This is a genomic window from Limnothrix sp. FACHB-881, from assembly GCF_014698135.1.
Lineage (GTDB): Bacteria > Cyanobacteriota > Cyanobacteriia > CACIAM-69d > CACIAM-69d > CACIAM-69d.
Genome location: NZ_JACJSN010000005.1, coordinates 229,827 through 249,586, shown reverse-complemented (window position 1 = coordinate 249,586; position 19,760 = coordinate 229,827). Strand labels below are relative to the sequence as shown.

Below are 19,760 nucleotides of genomic sequence, written 5' to 3'. Positions count from 1 at the left end.
AATCGCTCTGGCCCTTGCTCAGGGGTTTTGGGGATCCAATTCCTGGGGATCAAGGCGTTCGGCGGCGTAGTTTAGGGTGCGATCGATGGTGTCGATCAGGGCGCGGTTGGTGGCCGGAGCCGATCGCTCCTGGGGCGATCGAACAATGGTTAACCGCGGCCGGGGCGGTCGCACACGCCTTTGCCAATTCGTCATCCAAGCTTCCAAGGTGCGGGGGGTGCTGGCTGGACAGAAAAAGAACCCTTGCACTTGCCGACAGCCCAACCCCTGCAAGGTGCTGATGCTGGAGATGGTTTCGGCTCCTTCGGCGGTAACGGTTAACTCTAACTGCTCGGCCAGGTTCAAAATGGCAGCCACGATCGCCCGAGGTCGTTCTTGGCGATCGAGGTTGTGGATAAATGACTGATCAATTTTCAGCCCCGACAGTGGCAATTGGTGCAAATAGCTGAGGGACGAGTAGCCCGTGCCAAAGTCATCAATCACCCAGCGCACCCCCAGGATCGCCAGACGATCGAGCGTGGCCCGCAACTCCGGGGAGAGGTGCATCAACAGGCTTTCCGTAATTTCCAAAGCCAGGAGATTGGGGGGCAGCCCCGTTTCTTGCAAAATGGCCTCCACTTGCCCCACAAAGTCCGCCCCCGTCAGTTGACGAATGGAGCAGTTGACGGAAATGGGCAACTCTTGACACCAGGGATAGGCCGATCGCCAATGCTGTAGTTGCTGGCAGGCTTCCCGCAGGGCCCACAGCCCCAACTCTACAATGATGCCGGTTTCTTCCGCGATCGGGATGAACTCCGTGGGGGCGATCGACCCACGTTGGGGATGGTGCCAGCGCATCAGGGCCTCAAATCCCTGGATCGCTTGGGTCTCCAACGCCACCACCGGTTGATAGTGCAGCACCAGTTCTCGTCGAGGCAGCGCCCACTGCAAATCCGAAGCCATCTGGAACCGACTGAGCACCTGGGCATGCATTTCCCGCCGGAAGACGACGCAAGTGCCTTTGCCCCGCTGTTTAGCCGCATAAAGGGCAATTTCTGCCTGACGCAGCAGGGTTTCCGCATCCAACTGAGGATTTACCCAGGTGATGCCGATGCTGACGCGCGCAAAAATTTCCAAACTCCCCAGGTCAAAGGGTTGGGCAATGAGGGTTTGCAGTTGAATGGCGCGATCGATTCCTTGGTCATAGCTGGCTAATCCTTCCAAAAACAGCGTAAATTCATCGCCCCCAAACCGAGCCAGCACCTCATTAGGTTGCAAATGGGCTTGCAGCCGCTGGGCCAATAGGGTCAGCAACTGATCGCCCACCCAATGGCCCAAAGAATCGTTCACCAGCTTGAAATCATCCAAGTCCAAATGCAGAATGGCGCTATAGTGACCGGGCCCGGCATCAATTAACCCTGGCCAGGGCTGAGGGTTGAGGCCGGTTGCCAAGGGCGGTTCCCCCGGTGGGCCCATGGGGTGAGTCATGTTTTGGGCCATGTTTTGCGCCATTTGCTGTTCTATTTGCTGCTCCATTTGCTCTAGGCGATGGTCAATGGCTTGCAGCAGGGTGTGGCGATTGGGCAAATCCGTAAGCGGATCGTGGGCGGCTTGGTGGGCCAGGGTTTGAAAAGATTGGGCGAGCTGCTCCGTCATGGCGTTGAAGGTGCTCGCCAGGCGATCGATTTCGGCAATGGGCGATCGGGGTGCGCGATCGAGCCAGTTCCCTTTGGCCAAACCCTCCGCCGCCAAGACCAGGTGCTGAAGCGGCCGAGTCAGCCATTGGGTCAGCCATCCCCCCACCGCCGCTACCACCAGCAACATCACCAAACAAGCCACCACGGTTGTTTGTAACTGAGCGGCGATCGGGGCGTAAAAATCACTTTCCGGCACCACAATCACCACCCACCATCGCAGGCCGATCGCGTTTTGGAACCGAGTGGCCTGGCCCAAATAGGCGCGATGGTTCACGGTCAGGGTAAAGGATTGGGGATTGGCAGCGGCGGGGGGTTGAACTCCGGCGGGCGGGCCTGCGGAATTCGTTGGGGCGGTGATGATCCGATCGGCTGCTAGATGTTGGGCCGTGGCTCGAATCACCGGATGCAGGGATTGATTGGCCTTAATGCGGCTGGGTTGGGGTTGGTTGGGCCAAACTAACGGCGTGTCGGTGGAGGTGGCGATGAGCTGCCCATCGGTTTCCATCACAAAAGCCAAGCCCGATCGCCCGATCGGCAGGTTTTTCAGAAACCGGCTCACCGCCGACAGATACAGCCGCGACGTGACCACCCCAATGACTCGCCCATTGCGATCGCGCACGGGCTGGCTCACCGGCAGCGCCAAAATTTGCGGGTTGCTGTGGAGCTGAAAGACCGAATTCCAAACCAAACGCTCGGCTTTGAAGGTGTTGCTGTACCAACTCCGGCGGCGCGGGTCAAACACTTGGGCCACGGAGGTCAGCTTGCGGTTTTGGTCTAAATCAAACCCCAGCATTTTGCCGTCCGTGGCTCGCCCGGCCACCTGCAATTGGCGAGCGCTGCGATCGTCGGTGAACTGCACGGCGGCAAACTCCCCATCCTGGCCGCCATAGGCCACGTTGTCCACCGTGCCCTTGAAGATTTGGAAATATTCAATCAGGCGTTGTTCCCGATCGCTCGGATCCAAAAAATTCACCCGCCCCGTTTCCGAATCCTGGGCCATCAGTTGCACCACCTGGACTGGGGCTTGCAAACTGCCCTGCAAAAATTGCCCAATCCGCAGGCTGGTTTCCTGGCGCAGGCGGGTGCTGTTGGCGGTTAGCAGGTGGTTGGCATGTCGCCAGGCGAGCCAACTGGTTAGCCCAATCGCCCCCACCAACTGGATCGCCACGGGCATCACCAGCAGCCACCGCAGGGGAACCGATCGCGCGCGAAGTCCGAATGTTGAGATCGCCTTGGGGTTAATCAACCGTGATTAATTTGCTGTGGGTTACTGACATTTTTGCAAACAGGCGAGCCAACCCCGATCGTTCGGTGGTTGAATCAATTCTGCATTTCTGCATTGCTGCATTTTGAAGTTGCACTATTTGGCGCAGGAGTTGGCTGTCGGTTCTGCTGCTGGCCGATCGGGCACGTTTAAAGCGGCCTTGGGATAGGCAATTCGTTTGTGGTTAAACTGCTGCCAAACCGTAACGAACACTTCCGCAATTACCCGCAGGTCTTCCCGACTCAGACCCGAGCAAACGAGCTGATTGTCTTGCCAGCGGGCCCGCAACATTCGATTCACCAGTGCCAAGGCTTCCTCATAGGTGGCATTTTCCAGCGATCGCAGGGCCGCTTCGCAGGAGTCCGCCAACATGACAATTCCTGTTTCCCGCGATTGGGGAATGGGGCCCGGATACCGAAAATGGCTTTCCAGCACCGGACGCTGATCTAAATTGCAAGCTTGGTAGGGCGATCGCCCTTGGGGGGCTTTGTCCTGTTGGGTTGTTTCGAGGGTGGTTGTGGCGCGATCGGGCTGGTGGGCTGGATTTGCTTGACCTGCTCGATCGGCTTGGTCTAAGCGATCTACGCGATCGAATCGGCTCGATCGCTCCACAGAAGTTTGCTCTAACCCGAAATGGGCTGTCTTGGCCCGCTGCTCTCGCTGTTCCTGTTGTTGCTTGGCTTGGTAATAGAAATAGGCAATCAGCATCGTGCCTTGGTGTTCCGGAATAAAAGCTTGGATGGCCTTGGGCAACCGGGCCCGCCGCGCCATCACCAAGCCTTCGCTCACATGCTTGCGGACAATTTCCGTACTCAGCCAAGGATCGGCCAGCTGATCGTGCAGATTGGGGCCGCCCATTTGGTTTTCGATGAAGGCGCGGGGGTTATGGAGCTTGCCGATGTCGTGATAGAGCGTGCCGGCCCGCACCAGTTCCACATTGCAGCCGAGCGATCGAGCCGCCGCCTCCGCCAAACTCGCCACAAACAGGGTGTGCTGAAACGTGCCCGGCGCTTCCGCCGCCAGTTGCTTCAGCAAGGGGCGGTTGGGATTCGCCAACTCCGCCAGGCGAATCGGGGTGACCAAATCAAACAGATGTTCCAGGTAGGGACTGAGGCCAATGGCGATGATCACCCAAATCAGCCCCGCAAACCCGCATAGGGCCGCTGAACCAAGAACCGTCAGCCAAACAAATTCGGCCGCGGCGCTGTTGATTAGGTTCATGACCAGGTATAGCCCCCCTTGGGCGATCGCCACGCCCCCGCCCAACAGGGCCAAGTCTTCGCGCGATCGGGCCCGGCCGGCCCAGGCCGCAGCCACCAAGCCCCCCGCCGCCACGATCAAGGCATCAACCCAACTCACCTCCAAACCGGGGGGCAACAGCAGCGCCAACAGCCCCACCAAAGACATGCCCACCAGGGAGCCGTAAAAACTGCCACTGAGCAGGCCAATGGCAGACAAATTGGCCAGCATGGTGGGGCTGGCCCAAGGCCAGGTGGCTCCCATGCTGATCAACAGGGGGGTGCTGGTGGCCAGCAGCAGCAACAGGAAGCAGTCTCGCTGGCGCAGTCGGTGATAAACCCGGCGCTCAATTTGCCAAAAGGCCATGATCGCCCCCGAGACCAACAGGAACAGCCGCAGAATTGCCCCCCAGTTCACATTCCGAGAACTGAGACCATAGCGATCGAGCAGGGCAAATTGGCCCGCATCAATGCGTTCACCCTGACGAACAATGGTTTCGCCCGTGCGCCGCGACACGATCGAAAGGGGCACATCTTCCGCCGCCTGTTCAGCCAAGCGGCGGGTGCGGTCTGGATCTTCCGTGAGGGTGGGGCGATCGATCGTGCCCAGCAAAAGCTGTTGAGCCAGGGCCCGACCTTCCAGGGGAACCACCAACGCCACATGGAGTTGCACCGCCCGTTCAACGAGTTCCGGCGGTAAACCGGGCGCGAGGCCCTGCACCAACAGGTTTTCGAGGGCCACCAAGGTTTTAGCGCGGGTGGACTGCCATTGGGTGTCGGTCAGGGTGAACAGATCCACCGTGTAGTCCTGTTGCCCAAAGTCTTGCATCACGGCTTGGGCCATGGCATAGCGCTCGCGGGCCTTTTCAATGGCGCTGATCACTTGCCGCAGCGCCGTTTCACCGGACTGAATGCGGTAGGTTTTGAGGGCGACCACCAGGGGGTGTTCTGCTGAAATAGGCAGAACTTTGCCGGAGGCCAGGGAGGGCTTGAAGGGGTCAAACCCATCCGATCGCCCCGTGGGTCGGGGAGTGGGGTGGGGGGACGCTTGCCCCAGGGCCTGGAGCACCTGTTGCCAGTCCGCTTCATTGAGCGATCGCGCAATTTGTTGCAGGTCAGTGGACAGGTTTGCCGACGGCCAATAGGGAAACTGACCAGCTACCTGACGCAGTTCATCACTCCGTTCCAGCCGACGTTGCAACTCGGCCGCCAACTGTTGGGTGGCATCGGAGTCCATTTTCAGGGCGGGCACAATGCCGTTGCGGGCTGCCTCTCGACGGCTGCGCGTGGTGACTTGATCCACCACTTGGGCATCGTAGGGGGCAACGATATCCTGGGGGGCGATCGAACCAATGCCGTAGCGCGGTTGATTTAACCAAGGCTGGCTCATGGTGGCCGTCAGAATAACCGCTCCCAAAATCCCTAGCAGGATGGTTTGCACCCGCTGACGGATTGATCGGGCCCGCCGCACATAGGGTTGGCCCATGGTTTGGCAACAGAGACTATGGCAAGCGCCGCGAATCACCCCAACTCCTCCGTTGATCGTCACTCGTTGAACCAGTGAACTCAGCCGACGGTTCAGCCAGCAAAGTCGCTCGGGCCAAAGCTGCCCAAATCCGTGCCGGGTCGATGGGCTGGGGGGCAATGGCGGCAATGGCGGTACTGAACCAGGCGGGGAAACGCTGCAAGAATTGGGCCCCAAGGGCGATCGTCCGGGGGATGGATCGCGAAATGGCTCGGGCGATCGGCCGCCCACTGGCTCCACCGGATCCTCCGCATCTTCTAGGGAACCCTGGCGAGGTGGCGGTTCCTGCGCACTGGCTTCGGAGTCGGTGTGGGATGGGGCAGGCTGTTGCCCATCACGCCCCATCGAATTGGCGGGGGTCAACATCTGGGAGGCTCTCATTTTGCCCCTAACACCCTGCGCCGATTGCGCCAGTAGCCATTGCAATCCAAGTCACCATAATCAGTTCCACCCAATTGATTTGACCCAAAGAATGGGCTGAAAAATGCCATTCTGAAGAACCATCGGAGGTCATCCCAAAAGGGTCTCGTCTCCATGTTCATCTTGCAGGGACTCTGTCGGTACTTCAACCGGTTGGCTGAATTGGCCATGATCCCATGGGATTCATTCATCACTCTGGCCAACCGGTTGCTGGACAATTTCAACAGTCGTAGCGCTCTCGCAAAGATTGCGCAATGGGTTAACACCGGCCCCATGGCAGGATGGGGCCAGCTACCACCCGATCGCCCCATGGCGGGATTGGGGTGGCATCTTGGCAGTATCTCAGTTGATTGAAGCGTAGGGCATTTTATCGGTAATTTTGGCTGAATCGTCCCCAGTCGCGGATTTTGCGGGGTGCAATCGCTCAGCGTTCAACTCAGCGTCCCACCCTGAAATGGGTAATCAGGCGATCGCCCTCCGCGATCGAGTCGGTTAGGGGATATTGGGGCAAGCGACCCGACCAGCGATCGATCAACATCTGCGATCCCTGAATGGCCCGGGTCAGCAGCCGATCGGGCACAATTGCCCCCACATCGGCCGGAATGGCCGCGCAGCCCCCCACCGCACCCACCAACACCCCCGACCACAAAACCGCACTGGCCGACTGCTGTTGGCAGCGGGCTAAACTGCTGGCCCAGCGGCCACCGCTCGATCGCAGGCTATGGAGTGCCACCAAAATAGGCAAGGTTTCCGGCGTGGCCGCCCGCAGCCGTTGGGGCCAATCCAGGGCCAATCGATCCAACGTTTGCCAATCGCTGAGAATGTTGACCACCGACGGCCACAGGGTATTGGAGAGGGTGTTGGAGAGAGCAGTGGAATGGGTCGCATGGGCCGCAGGATCGAACTCGGTTTCCTCTCGATCGCCCTGGGAGAATTCCAGCGTGGCAGCATTGGGATGCACCAACACCCAAGCCAACACCTCCGCCCCCAAAATTACCGCTTCGGGCAAAGGCTGATCCATCGCCTGAGTCCACAGTTGGCGCAACACCAAAGGGCGATCGAACCAGCGCAACAGCAAAGGCAACAGGGCCAAGCCCAACTGATCGCCCGGCCCCGCCATCAGCGGCTCCAGTGAGGCCAAGGCCAACAGCCCCGGATCCGGGCCCGCCTGTGCGCCAACGATCTCTGACAATTGGAGGGCCCCTTGCAAAGCCGCGTCCAAATTGCGTCGATCGCGCTCCCAGGTTCGATCGAGCTGGTGAAGTGCCACCAAACCTCCCACAAGGGCCCCTTCAAATCGACCGTGTAAACTGACGGGCCAATCGCCAAAACTCATGATTTGCCAAATCCAGCGCGATCGCGCGACAAGCGAATCTCTAATCTAAGGGATCTCCAATTCAAGATGGATGGCAAAAAACCGTCCAAGCTTGACCCTTGATTCCCGATGCTCCGCTGTGCGGCTGAGAATTCGTTCTTGAACCATTGCCTAACTGTTAATTAGCCCTATGGCTTGGAACCGCCTCCTTTCCATTCTCGAACATTTCAATTGTCCTAGGCTGGCCATGGCTCCAAATCCTGCATCGGCCCGAAAAGTAATTGCCTTCACCCGGCTGGGAATGCTCCTGAGCCTGGGGGCGATCGGCCTAGGCATCAGTCTCAGCCTGGGCATGGGGCCCGCTTGGGCCAACTGCCCGCCGCGTCGGGAACCCCTGCCCAACTTGGGCCCCGGTGACAGTGGCAGCGATGTGCGCCGACTTCAGGGCATTTTGGCGCTCCTGGGGTTCTATCAAGGCCCCGCAGACGGAACCTACGACACCGCCTTGGCCAACGCTGTTCGTCTTTTTCAGGAAACCCAAAAACTGGATCCCAGTGGTGAAGTGACCGCCGAAACTTGGGATGCTCTGCTGCCCAATCCCAACTGCCGGCCCCCTGCCCGCCCCGATCGCTAGGGCCTTGGGGCGATCGACCGCAGAAGCTTGAGCGTTAAGTGCTTCCCGAGATCCCAAATCCCCCCAATTTTTCCCAGAGTCTCCACAATCAAAGTCCAAGACTCCAAGCTGAAGACTCAAAACCCAGGGGAAGAAAGCATCCAAGGGTTAACATCCAAGGGTTAAGTAGCAAGCGTTAATCAACAAACGTTAACCTTGATCAATTCTTAAGAATTAATAAATTCCAAAAGCGATCGCGCCCGCAAGGGGAATTCCTGCCAAAAGCTGCATAGCAAAAAATTAGGAAATAGCCACAAACTGCAACGGAACTTTAAAGAGTTCAAAGTGCTTTGTAACCAAAGTATTAAGCGATCGCCACGGGATCGATCCCATTGCTTACACTGTCAGCAGTGAAGGCTAAAACCATCACCACTCAACGCTTTGAGTAACGCACCCACTAACGCTTTGCCAAGTCGCGATCGCACCTAGCGACGCAAGACTTCCTATGAACTTTCCCTGGCTGACGACCTCCATTCTCCTCCCCATCGTCGCCGCCCTGATCGTGCCCCTGTTGCCCGACAAAGACGGCAAAACCGTACGCTGGTTTTCGTTGGGAGTAGGACTCATTGACTTCATCCTGTTGGTGTATGCCTTTTGTACCCAGTACGACTTCGGCAACCCCGAACTGCAACTGGTGGAAAGCTACACCTGGGTTCCCGAACTCGGCCTGAAATGGTCAGTGGGCGCAGACGGCCTCTCCATGCCCCTGATTCTGCTGACGGGCTTCATCACCACCTTGGCCATCTTGGCCTCCTGGCCCGTCACTCTCAAGCCCAAACTGTTCTACTTCCTGCTGCTGGCCATGTATGGCGGTCAAATCGCCGTCTTTGCCGTTCAGGACTTGCTCTTGTTCTTCCTGGTCTGGGAACTGGAACTGATTCCGGTGTACCTGCTGCTGTCGATTTGGGGTGGCAAAAAACGCCTCTACGCCGCCACCAAATTCATCCTCTACACCGCTGGTGGCTCGCTGTTTATCTTGGTTGCCGCCCTGGCCATGGCCTTCTACGGCGATACGGTCACCTTTGATATGCGGGAGCTGGCCCTCAAACCCTACGGTCACACGCTGCAACTGTTGCTCTACGGCGGATTTTTGATTGCCTACGCCGTCAAGCTACCCATTTTCCCGCTGCATACCTGGTTGCCCGATGCCCACGGGGAGGCCACGGCTCCAGTTCACATGCTGCTGGCGGGCATCCTGCTGAAAATGGGTGGCTATGCCCTGGTGCGGATGAATGCCGGAATGTTGCCGGAAGCGCACGCCACCTTTGCGCCCGTGTTGGTGATTTTGGGGGTGGTGAACATTGTCTATGCGGCGCTCACCTCCTTTGCCCAGCGGAACCTGAAGCGCAAAATTGCCTATTCCTCGATTTCCCACATGGGCTTTGTGCTGATTGGCTTGGGTTCCTTCACGGACTTGGGCATCAGCGGCGCGATGATGCAAATGGTGTCCCACGGGTTGATTGGGGCGAGCCTGTTCTTCCTGGTGGGGGCCACGTACGATCGCACCCACACCCTGATGCTGGATGAAATGGGCGGCGTGGGCCAAAAGATGCCCAAGATTTTCTCGATGTTCACGGCTTGCTCGCTGGCATCGCTGGCCTTGCCGGGGATGAGCGGCTTTGTGGCAGAACTAACGGTGTTTCTGGGTTTTGCCAACAGTGATGCCTATTCGTTGCCCTTTAAGGTGATTGTGGTTTTCCTGGCAGCGGTGGGGGTGATTCTCACGCCGGTTTATCTGCTGTCGATGCTGCGGGAAATCTTCTACGGCCCGGAAAATCAGGAATTGGTGTCCCACGAGGTGCTGATCGATGCGGAACCACGCGAGGTGTTCATCATCGCTTGTCTGCTGATTCCGATCATTGGCATTGGCTTCTATCCCAAGCTGCTGACCCAGATTTATGACTCAACAACGGTGCAACTAACTGCACGGCTGCGGGATGCGGTGCCAACCTTGGTGAGTCGGGAGTCACAGTCGATCGGGCTGATGCCGGGCGCAAAACCGTTGGTGGCTCCGGCGATCGCCCTGGAACCCTAGGGGGGAACTCCTGAGATACAGGACGCTCTCAACAGGACGCTCCCAATAGATTTAGAGCCGGGCCACACTGTGGCCCGGCTCTTGTCAGTTTTAACGATTCTCATTGCAGGTTAGCTGCTGGGGATTCGAGGCGGGAAAAGCTCTACAGCCATTACTTACAGGGTGCTGCTGAAGAGTAGACCCCACAGGGCCCCTGCGGCCGCCAAGGCGAAGAGAATGTTGGTGAAAAAGCGTCCGGTTTCGGCATTGAAACCCAGGGCCTTATCTTCGCGCCCCGCTGTGAAGAACAGGGACCAGGCTTGATTGAGGTTGATGGTTTCGCCCGTTGAGTTGAAGTCGGGGCGGAAGACGACGGAATCCAACAGGTAACGATTCGAGAAGTCTAGATCGGTCTTCATAACAGTCCTTGAGGGGGGTAGAGATGGGGGAGAACAGCGCGGTGGGAGCCGGTTGGGCGCTGCGTTGTTGTTAATAACAATAACATTTCGTAAAAAATATTTACAATCAGTTGACTTTGAAAATCCTTCGTGTATACCGAACCTGATCGGTGTAGCTTCCCGATCGCCCCTCAACGAGTTTGGGCACGGATTTGGGACAAGAACTGAAGTCGGCCCGTAGGGCAGGTGGCACAGGGGATGGATCGATCGACCCGAGAAATGCCAGATTAGATGCCATCGGGGCGATCGGGCTGGGAACATTGACCCATCGGGGATTGCCAGCCCTTGAACCCTAAGTTTCATCAACCGTTTGTTGCTAAGAATTGTCCCACTGTCCTCGGTCATGGTTGTTGAATCATGCCCCCCGGACAGGCCGGGAGACTGTCGATCGCGTTGGCCCGCAATTAGGGGAGGATTGACCGCGTGATTACCGAGCGCTTTCGTTATCAGTTGCGCCAGGAGGCCCGCCAGTGGGTGACCGATGGCTTGCTGCAACCGGAACAGTTCGATCGCCTAGCCGATCGCTATCAGTTCCGAACCCTCGATCAGGGGGCCCGCAACCGCTTCGTGACCATCCTGCTGTGTTTGGGAGGGGTGTTGTTGGGGTTGGGGGTGATCACCTTTGTGGCCGCCAACTGGCAGCAATGGCCCCGGGCGTTTCGGGTGGGGGTGTTGTTGAGTGCCCTGTTGGGCGTTCAAGCTTTGGGTTTTTATTTGTGGCGATCGCCCGCTCCTCGGTTGGCTGGGCAACGCCGCTTGGGCCAAGCCCTGCTGTTGTTGGGTGGGCTGCTGTTGGGGGCGAATTTGGCCTTGACGGCTCAGATGTTTCACCAGGGCGGCCCCCTATCAAGCCTCTACTTCATTTGGGGCGGCGGTGTGTTGACCATGGCGATCGGGCTGCGGTTGATGCCTTTGGGGTTGCTGGCGTTGATTTTGACGATCGTGGGCTACTGGTCGGGTCTCTATGACTGGTGGGAGCCGGAACCCAGTTGGCAGCGAGCGTTGGCGGAGCATATGCCCTTGGTGAGTGCCCTGGCTTTTTTGCCCCTGGCCCATGTGACGCGATCGCGCTTTTTGTTTGGCTTGGCTTGGTTGTTCACGCTGGGAACCTTGCAAACCAACTTTTGGTGGAGCTTGATGCACCCTTGGGTTGCCAGTGTGTTGTCTTTGGCGCTGCCCTTCGCTTTGGGTTGGGGATATCGCGATCGACTTTGGCCGGCCGTGCAACGTTGGTGGCTGCGGTTGCCGTTGCCCCGGACGTTGCGCCATTGGCTCGTGCCCGGTGGGGCGATCGACCCAAGGCCACTGAATTTTCAAAACATCACCCAAAATTTGACCATCCTGTGGCTGATGGGCACGTTTTACTTCACCAGCTTCTGGTTTTTCTGGGAAGGTTCCGGTCGCCAAAGCGGTTCCTCCACCGATGGCAATATCTATGACCCAGCGCAATTCGTCCCCTGGCTGGCGGTGGATGTGGCCGTGGCGGCCGTGGCGGCGGTGCTGATGTGGGCGCGGCGGGGTCGCGGCGTGGCCATGGGGGCCGATCAATGGCTCACGGACGCGGTGCTTTGGGCCCTGGTGTTGTTGTTGGGGTTGACCTTGGGTTGGCACTACAACGTGGCGGCTCTGCCCAATTTGGGAACATTGCTGGCTAATGTGTGCCTGTTCCTGTTGGGGGTGGGTCTGGTGCGCGAGGGGCTATCGGACGGGCGGCGCTTGGCCTTTTGGAGCGGTCTGTTGCTGTTGGTGCTGGATATTTGGACGCGGATGCTGGAGTACAACACAGATTTGCTGCTGAAGGCGCTGGTGTTTGTGCTCTGTGGTGTTGGGGTAATTGCGGCGGGCTTGTGGTTTGAGCGATCGGTGCAAACGCTGAATGGGTCGAATTCTTCCCCCACGGCGCGATCGTGAGCGATCGGGACTTGCGATTGCTGGTGATGCACCCCGATCGCCCTGCCAAATCAGCGCTCATCACAACCCGTTCCCGTGAATTCCCTGTCATTGATCAATTCCTTGTCATTTATTTTGGAAACCTGAACCATGACCCAAGACCTGATTTCCCCAATTGCCCCAGATAGCCCCCCTCCGAAGGCGGCCGGCTGGCGATTTTGGATCCCGATGTTGTTGCAGTTGGGCCTGGCGATCGGGGTTCCAGCTCAATCGGCCATGACCTACTACTGGGGGCGGGCTGTGGTGTTGCAAACCCGCCCGGTGGATCCCTACGACTGGATGCGGGGCTATTCCCAAACCCTCAGCTACGACATTAGCCAGGTGAGCGTTTTGGAAAAGCTGCCCGGCTGGGAAACCATCGCCACCGATCGAGATCAAAAACAAAAACCGCGCTTACCCTATGAACGGCGGGAGTTTTACCTGATTTTGCAACAACCGACCAACACCGCCACCGAAGACCCCAATCAACCGCCCGATCGACCCAAGCCCTGGCAACCGGTCGCCATTCGTCCCGATCGCCCGGGCCAACTGCCCGTCAACCAAGTGGCCCTGCGAGGTGAAATCATGGCCGCCATGCCCCGCTACAACCTGGAAACCTATTACATGGACGAATCCAAGCGGGATCAAATCAATGACCAAATCAATGGCGTGAACCGCATGAATTGGGCACGTCCCCGCACCAATCGCCCCTTGCCGTTTGTGGTGGAAATTCGCGTGGGTGCTGATGGGCAGGCCGTGGCCCACAGCCTTTGGATTGAGCAGGATCGCTATCAGTTTTAAAGATGGTTGCGAAGTAGTAGCCTGTAGGGTGGGCAATGCCCACCAACCCATAACTTCATGGCATCTGCGACCCAATTCCATTGCGCTAGGTCAAGGCCGTATCAATTTCGATGCCCAGATTTGCAGTGCCGATCGTGCCATTAATTCGCATAATCGAATGAATTTCTGAATCAATTTCTGAATGAATTTATGAAAATCAACCTCGACTCGTCCGATCAAGAAATTCGCATTGAGATCGTGCCGCTGATCGATGTGATTTTCTGCATTCTGACCTTTTTTATCCTGGCGGCGATCGGGCTGACGCGCCAACAGGGCATTGGGGTAGACCTGCCCCAAGCCAGCACAGGCCAGCCCCAGATGCGCAAGTTGGCGATGGTGGCCCTCAGCCCCGCCGGTCAGTTGTATTTTCAGCAAGCCCCGGTGACCAAAGAGGCGCTGCTGACCCAACTGCAAGCCTTTAAGCAAGCCCAACCCGACGGGACGATCGTCCTCTATGCCTCCCAGTCGGCTTTCTATAGCGATGTGGTGGCGGTGTTGGACTTGCTGCGATCGGTTGGGGGTGATCGGGTGGCTCTGGCCACCTTGCCCAGCGGCCAAAACCCAGCCCAGCGACCGGCCGACAACTTCGACCCATTCGGCAATCAGCCCCTCGTGCCCAACGATCCGAGTCAGGGGGGCGATTTTGGGAATCCGGGTTTCAATAGCCCTGGCTTTAATAATTCCAATCCCAGCAATTCCAATCCCAATAATTCCAATCCCAGCAGCCCGAATAACCCCGGTTTGGGCGGCAATGGTTTGAATCAGCCGTATTTGTTACCCAACCAGTCACCGGCTCCGGCGCAACCGGGCGATCGACTACCGATTCAGCCCTAACGGACGGTGCAAGGGTGGGTAGATCATCGGTTGGGTTAATCGAGGCGCTTGATATGCCCTTTGGTTGGGCGATCGGGCGGAACTCGATCGGCCCCGCAGCGGGGAAGCGATGGAAAGTTGCTATGATTTGTCCTGCCATTTGGCGGCCGGTTGGCGCTGCAACATTGCGCCCGATGGCCAATGGTTTGCCCAATCCTCACCCCCCCCACAGCAGCGATTCTATGGCCACCGATCTTGAAGCTTTGCGCCGTGCCGTTCCAGTCGATCGCATCGCCTACAACGAACAAGGATTAGTCGCGGCGATCGCCCAAGACTACCTGGATGGCACAGTGTTGATGATGGCTTGGATGAATGCGGAATCCTTGCAAAAAACCCTGGAAACTGGCGAGGCTTGGTACTGGAGCCGATCGCGCCAAGAACTGTGGCACAAGGGCGCAACTTCCGGACATATTCAAAAGCTCAAAAGCATTCGCTATGACTGCGATAGCGATGCCCTTTTAATGACTATTGAACAGATTGGGGATGTGGCTTGCCACACGGGGGCCCGCAGTTGTTTCCACCAAGTGGATGGGCAAGTGGTTCCGCCGCCTGCTGATACGTTGTCGCAGGTTTTTCAGGTGATTGAATCGCGCAAGGCTAACCCAAATCCTGAGTCCTATACCTGCAAATTGTTGGCCGGTGGGGATAACAAAATCCTCAAAAAAATTGGCGAAGAAGCGGCCGAAGTGGTGATGGCTTGTAAGGATGATGATCCGGAGTCGATCGCCTCAGAAGTGGCGGATTTGTTTTATCACACCCTGGTGGCGATCGCCCATCATCAGGTGGATTTAAAAGCGGTTTATCGCAAGCTTCAGGAACGACGCGGTTAAAGGCTCACTGCTTTTTGGGTGATTACTTTTTGGGTAATTGCTTTGTAAGTAATGGCTTTTTGGGTGGTTACTTTTTAGGTGATTGCTGTTTCGAGCTTGGGATTCATTTCCCGTTGTGGATTTCCTGTTGTGGATTTTTTTGTTGATCTCCCGTGTTTTCCATGATGGACGCTGCAATCAATCGCTCAGGGTCGGAGTCGGTGATGATCTTGGGCTGTGGCTATGTGGGCCGGCCCATGGCGCAATATTGGCGATCGCAAGGATTGACCGTCACCGGCACGACCACCACACCCGATCGCTTGGCGGAGCTGGCGGATTGTTGCGATCGGGCCCTCTGCTTGCGGGGGGACGATGAAGCGGGGTTGCGGTCGGCCCTGGCTGGGCAAACCACGCTGTTGGTTTGTTTAGGGCCCCGGCGATCGGGCATTTATCGGGAAACCTATTTGCACAGCGCCCAAACCCTGGTGCAACTGTTGCCTGAATTGCCCCAACTGCGCCAGGTGATCTACACCAGCAGCTATGGGGTTTATGGCGATCGGGGTGGGGCTTGGGTGGATGAAACCACGCCGCCCCAGCCCACCACGGACAATGGCCAAATCTTGCTGGAAACCGAACAGGTGTTGTTGGGTGCGGCGCGGGACGGTTTGGCTGTTTGTGTGTTTCGGCTGGGGGGCATTTGCGGGCCCGGGCGCGAGGTGGCGGATATTTTTCGATCGGCCAGTGGCCAAGGGCGGCCCGGCAGTGGCCAAGATTGGAGTAATTGGATCCATTTGGATGACATTGTGGGGGCGATCGCCTTTGCCCGAGCGGCGCGGTTGTCGGGGCTATATAACCTGGTGCATGACGAACCCTTGACCCAAGCGGAATTGCTCGATCGGGCCTTTCGCCGCCGAGGGTGGCCGGGGGTGACTTGGAATCCGGCGGAATCGGCCCAGCGTCCTTACAATGCGCGGGTTTCCAATCAAAAACTCAAAACAGCGGGTTACCAGTTTCGATCGGTCACGATTCCGCTGTAGGGCCCTGATCAGGAACTGGGCGATCGGGCTGTGGCGATCGGGCCGGTTGGTGGCAGTTGGGGGGAGGGGACGGCGATGATGGGGATGGGCCCGCCGCTGGCCCGCTGCCCCCTGACTCGGTATCTTCACTGTGACTGAATCTGGTTCTGCACCTGAATTTGCCCGATCGCCCCGTTGGCCCCTGAGCAAATTAATTGTCCTGGTCACGACCTTGCAAGCGTTGGTGGCCGTGGGGCTAACGGGACAAGTGGTGCTCGTTCAAGGACAACGGGCCGTGGATGCGCTGATGAACCGCCTTGGCTCCGAGGTCGATCGGCAAATTCAAACCTACGTGCATCAATACCTGAGCGAGCCGTTGCGCCTCAATCAGCTCCATGTGCAGGCTTTTGCGGCTGATCAGGTGAAGTTGACGGATTTTTCAGCGCTGGAAACCTATTTCCACGGAAAGTTGCAACTGTTTCCCCTGGTCACCACCACGGAATTTGGAACAGCGGTTGGTGGCTCCTTGGAAGTTCGGGAATTGCCCAGCAGCACCCTAATTAAACGGAGCGATCGATTGGGATCGGGCTTGCGGCGAACCATCGAGGTCGATCGCCAAGGGCGGCGCGTCCTCAAAGACAGCCAGCTCTATGATGTGCGCAATCGCCCCTGGTTCAAGACGGCCCTTGCCGCCCGCAGACCCCAATGGACTTCGGTGTTTGCCTTTTCGGGAACGGGGGAATTGGGCATTTCAGCGGTGCAACCCCTGTACGATCGCACCGGACAACTGGTGGGGGTGTTTGCCTCTGACCTGGCCTTGGAAGGAATCAGCACTTTTTTGCGGGCCCAAAATATTGGCCACAGCGGGGTGGCGGCCATTGTGGAGCGATCGGGCCAGGTGATTGCCACCTCCACCAACGACCCAATCTCCCCGGAAGGAAAACGAATTCGGGCCAAAGACCTCAAAAATTCAATTTTGCAAGCGGCCGTTACCACCATTGAACAGCGCTTTGGCACTTGGGCCGCCATTCCGCCCAACACCCCAACCACCCAACTCACAACCAAATTCATTGGCCCCACCCAACAAACCCGGTTGCTGGTGCAAGTGTCGCCCCTGCGCGATCGCAACGGTTTGGACTGGTTGTTGGTGACGGCGATTCCGGAAGCCGACTTTGCGGGGCCGGTGATGGCCGCGCGTCGAGACATCCTCACCATCATGTTGCTGGCCTTGGCTGTGGCGATCGGGCTGGGTTGGTGGATTGGGCGGCAGGTGTCGCGGCCCTTGGTGAAACTCTGTGCGGCCACCGATGCCGTGGCCGCCAATCAGCTCGATCAGGTGGTGATGACGGAAGGAACCGCCGAAACGGATCAACTGGCTCGGGCCTTCAACACCATGACCCAGCAGTTACGACAGTCCTTTCAGGAATTGGCCGCCAGCAACCAAGCTTTGGAAGAACGGGTGGCCGAGCGCACAGCCTCCCTGCAAACCAGCGAAGCCCGTCTGCGCAGCATTGCCCAAAATATTCCGGGAGCCATTTTTCAGTTCAGCAATCACGAGGGCCAATGGACGATCGACTACATGAGCGATCGTGTCAGCGAGCTAACGGGATTCAGCGCCGAAGAATTCATGGCTGACCTGGGCCGGTTTATTAGTGCCATCCACCCGGACGATCGGGACGGCTACATCGAATCTGTGAGCCGCGTGGTGGACAACCCCACGGAATGGGCCTATGAGGCTCGGTTGATTCGTCCCGATGGTTCCCTCCGTTGGTGGCAAGGCGCTTCCACCCCCCGGCGCACCGATGACGGCACGGTTGTGTTTAGCGGCGTGTTGTTTGATATCACCGCCCGCAAACAGGCGGAACTAGCCCTGGCGGAAGCCAAGGAAGCGGCGGAAGTGGCCAATTTGGCCAAGAGTGAATTTTTGGCCAACATGAGCCACGAGTTGCGCACCCCCTTGAACGGCATTTTGGGTTATGCCCAGGTGTTGCAGCGATCGAGCAATTTGCACGAAGAGCAACTGGCCAAAATTGGCGTGATTCACCAATGTGGCACTCATCTGCTGACCCTGATCAACGATGTGCTGGATTTGGCCAAAATCGAAGCCCGCAAAATGGAACTGCACCCCACGGAATTTCACTTTCGGGCCTTTCTGCGTGGCGTAACGGAAATGTGCCGTCTGCGAGCGGAACTGAAGGGGTTGCAATTCGCAGAAGAAATTGCCGATGACTTACCGGAAGGCATCCGCACCGATGAAAAGCGTCTCCGCCAAGTGTTGCTCAACTTGCTGGGCAATGCGATCAAGTTCACGGACAGCGGCACGGTCATCCTACGTGTGTTGGCCATGGGGGGCGATCGGGTGCAATTTGAAGTACAAGACACGGGCGTTGGCCTAGAAGCAGATCAACTCAGCAGCATTTTTCTGCCCTTTGAGCAGGTGGGCGAGACCAAGCGCCAAACGGAGGGCACGGGTCTGGGGCTGGCGATCTCCCAACAAATTGTGGAGCTGATGGGCGGCCAAATTACCGTCGAGAGCCAACCCCAAGTCGGCAGCAGCTTTCGGTTTGAAGTGTCCTTGCCGGTGGCGGCCGAGTGGAGCCGCCATTCCCGCATGACACAGCAGGGGCAAATTGTTGGTATTCAAGGGGATGCGCCCCAAGTGCTGGTGGTGGATGACAAGTGGGAAAACCGGGCCGTGCTGCGGGAGATGCTGGAGCCGATCGGGTTTGTGATTCAGGAAGCAGAAGATGGGGCTGTGGCTTGGCAGTTTTTGGAGCACCATCGCCCACAGGTGGTGATTACGGATTTGTTAATGCCCAACTTGGATGGCTACACCCTGATTGATCTGATTCGTCGCCATCCTGAGTTGCAGCAATTGCCGATTATTGTGTCCTCTGCCAGCGTTTTTGAGAGCGATCGACAACAAAGCCTGGACGCGGGTGGCAGCGACTTTCTGCCCAAACCGGTGCAAACCCACGAGCTATTGCATCTGCTGCAAAAACACTTGCAATTGGTTTGGGTTTATGAAGCCAGTGCAATCGCCCCGTCACCCTTGGCGCAGTCGGCGGCGGAACCCGACCTGCCCCCGGATGCACTCATTTACCCGATTGACTACCCGATCGACCCCGAGTTGTTGGAGCAGCTCGAAACCCTGGCCCGCAAAGGCAACTTCAACGCCCTGAAGCGCCAAGCCAAGGCCCTGGCAGAACAGGATCCAACCCTTGCTCCCTTTGCCCAACAGCTCAAGAGCCTGGCCCAGGCGTTTAACGATCAGGGGATTTTGGAACTTTTAAGTCAAGCGCCGGGGCGATCGAGCGCGAATTAACGGGGAAGGAAGCGTTAGACCAAACAGAAACGGGTGATCGGGATCTCCGGTCAATTAATTGGCTGAAAAATTGCTGAAAATAGCTTTTTTCGAGAGAATAGAGACCATCAAAGGTCTTCAATAACTTTCTGAAACTTTCTGAGGATCATGAAGTTGAGCGCAATAATCGTTCAAATCATCAAGCATTTATGATCCCCTGGATCATAATTCATCACAAAAACCGGCAAGACCAGCCATTCAGAATCTTCCCAGGAAAAGTCTTGCTTGTTCTTAATGATTAGTTCATGATTGTTGATGCCTTAACCTGATTTTCAGCACTTTCGATCCAGCGCTTCATGGGCCCAGTCATTTCATTGGCCAAGCAATTGGTCAAGTGATTGGTGAT

General features: G+C 57.4%; 12 protein-coding genes. 8 read left to right on the top strand and 4 right to left on the bottom strand.

Annotation, left to right across the window (positions count from 1 at the left end; genetic code table 11):
• Positions 1–18: 18 nt before the first annotated feature.
• The 3 genes from H6G52_RS07365 to H6G52_RS07355 form a co-directional block, all read right to left on the bottom strand.
• Positions 19–2,850: an EAL domain-containing protein gene (locus H6G52_RS07365; RefSeq protein WP_190527412.1), complete on the bottom strand. Its 2,832-nt coding sequence runs from the start codon at positions 2,848–2,850 to the stop codon at positions 19–21.
• Between the two features lie 186 nt (positions 2,851–3,036).
• Complete coding sequence (locus tag H6G52_RS07360; protein WP_190527410.1) at positions 3,037–6,069, bottom strand: HD family phosphohydrolase; 3,033 nt, start codon at positions 6,067–6,069, stop codon at positions 3,037–3,039.
• A gap of 490 nt (positions 6,070–6,559) precedes the next feature.
• Positions 6,560–7,459: a hypothetical protein gene (locus H6G52_RS07355; RefSeq protein ID WP_099534415.1), complete on the bottom strand. Its 900-nt coding sequence runs from the start codon at positions 7,457–7,459 to the stop codon at positions 6,560–6,562.
• Between the two features lie 226 nt (positions 7,460–7,685).
• Between H6G52_RS07355 and H6G52_RS07350 the strand changes: the two genes are divergently transcribed.
• Together H6G52_RS07350 and H6G52_RS07345 are read left to right on the top strand one after the other, a co-directional pair.
• Entirely contained in the window at positions 7,686–8,072 is a 387-nt protein-coding gene (locus tag H6G52_RS07350) for a peptidoglycan-binding protein (RefSeq protein WP_190527408.1), read from the top strand.
• Positions 8,073–8,556: 484 nt separating this feature from the next.
• A complete protein-coding gene (locus H6G52_RS07345) occupies positions 8,557–10,146 on the top strand; it encodes an NAD(P)H-quinone oxidoreductase subunit 4 (protein ID WP_099534417.1) in 1,590 nt (529 codons plus the stop codon).
• A 155-nt stretch (positions 10,147–10,301) separates the two neighbouring features.
• Here the strand turns inward: H6G52_RS07345 and H6G52_RS07340 are convergent, their stop codons facing one another.
• Complete coding sequence (locus H6G52_RS07340; RefSeq protein WP_190354973.1) at positions 10,302–10,544, bottom strand: hypothetical protein; 243 nt, start codon at positions 10,542–10,544, stop codon at positions 10,302–10,304.
• Between the two features lie 462 nt (positions 10,545–11,006).
• On the opposite strand from H6G52_RS07340, the gene H6G52_RS07335 reads away from it, so the two are divergent.
• From H6G52_RS07335 to H6G52_RS07310, 6 genes are all read left to right on the top strand, one after another.
• The gene (locus H6G52_RS07335; RefSeq protein ID WP_190527406.1) at positions 11,007–12,494 is read left to right on the top strand and encodes a DUF2157 domain-containing protein; all 1,488 of its coding nucleotides are present in this window, start codon (positions 11,007–11,009) and stop codon (positions 12,492–12,494) included.
• Positions 12,495–12,623: 129 nt separating this feature from the next.
• A complete protein-coding gene (locus H6G52_RS07330; RefSeq protein WP_190527404.1) occupies positions 12,624–13,313 on the top strand; it encodes a GDYXXLXY domain-containing protein in 690 nt (229 codons plus the stop codon).
• A gap of 189 nt (positions 13,314–13,502) precedes the next feature.
• Entirely contained in the window at positions 13,503–14,186 is a 684-nt protein-coding gene (locus H6G52_RS07325; RefSeq protein WP_190527402.1) for a biopolymer transporter ExbD, read from the top strand.
• Between the two features lie 221 nt (positions 14,187–14,407).
• Positions 14,408–15,055 carry a bifunctional phosphoribosyl-AMP cyclohydrolase/phosphoribosyl-ATP diphosphatase HisIE gene (gene hisIE, locus H6G52_RS07320; protein WP_099533290.1) on the top strand — a complete coding sequence of 216 codons (648 nt, stop codon included), beginning with the start codon at positions 14,408–14,410 and terminating at the stop codon, positions 15,053–15,055.
• A gap of 164 nt (positions 15,056–15,219) precedes the next feature.
• A complete protein-coding gene (locus H6G52_RS07315; RefSeq protein ID WP_190527400.1) occupies positions 15,220–16,071 on the top strand; it encodes an SDR family oxidoreductase in 852 nt (283 codons plus the stop codon).
• Positions 16,072–16,201: 130 nt separating this feature from the next.
• Positions 16,202–19,375: an ATP-binding protein gene (locus tag H6G52_RS07310; protein ID WP_190527398.1), complete on the top strand. Its 3,174-nt coding sequence runs from the start codon at positions 16,202–16,204 to the stop codon at positions 19,373–19,375.
• Positions 19,376–19,760: the final 385 nt, after the last annotated feature.

Excerpts from the sequence above, each read along its gene's own strand:
- H6G52_RS07345 (WP_099534417.1), top strand. The coding sequence starts at position 8,557 with ATGAACTTTCCCTGGCTGACGACCTCCATTCTCCTCCCCATCGTCGCC.
- H6G52_RS07350 (WP_190527408.1), top strand. The coding sequence starts at position 7,686 with ATGGCTCCAAATCCTGCATCGGCCCGAAAAGTAATTGCCTTCACCCGG.
- H6G52_RS07355 (WP_099534415.1), bottom strand. The coding sequence starts at position 7,459 with ATGAGTTTTGGCGATTGGCCCGTCAGTTTACACGGTCGATTTGAAGGG.
- H6G52_RS07325 (WP_190527402.1), top strand. The coding sequence starts at position 13,503 with ATGAAAATCAACCTCGACTCGTCCGATCAAGAAATTCGCATTGAGATC.
- H6G52_RS07340 (WP_190354973.1), bottom strand. The coding sequence starts at position 10,544 with ATGAAGACCGATCTAGACTTCTCGAATCGTTACCTGTTGGATTCCGTC.
- H6G52_RS07330 (WP_190527404.1), top strand. The coding sequence starts at position 12,624 with ATGACCCAAGACCTGATTTCCCCAATTGCCCCAGATAGCCCCCCTCCG.
- H6G52_RS07360 (WP_190527410.1), bottom strand. The coding sequence starts at position 6,069 with ATGTTGACCCCCGCCAATTCGATGGGGCGTGATGGGCAACAGCCTGCC.
- H6G52_RS07315 (WP_190527400.1), top strand. The coding sequence starts at position 15,220 with ATGGACGCTGCAATCAATCGCTCAGGGTCGGAGTCGGTGATGATCTTG.
- hisIE (WP_099533290.1), top strand. The coding sequence starts at position 14,408 with ATGGCCACCGATCTTGAAGCTTTGCGCCGTGCCGTTCCAGTCGATCGC.
- H6G52_RS07365 (WP_190527412.1), bottom strand. The coding sequence starts at position 2,850 with ATGCCCGTGGCGATCCAGTTGGTGGGGGCGATTGGGCTAACCAGTTGG.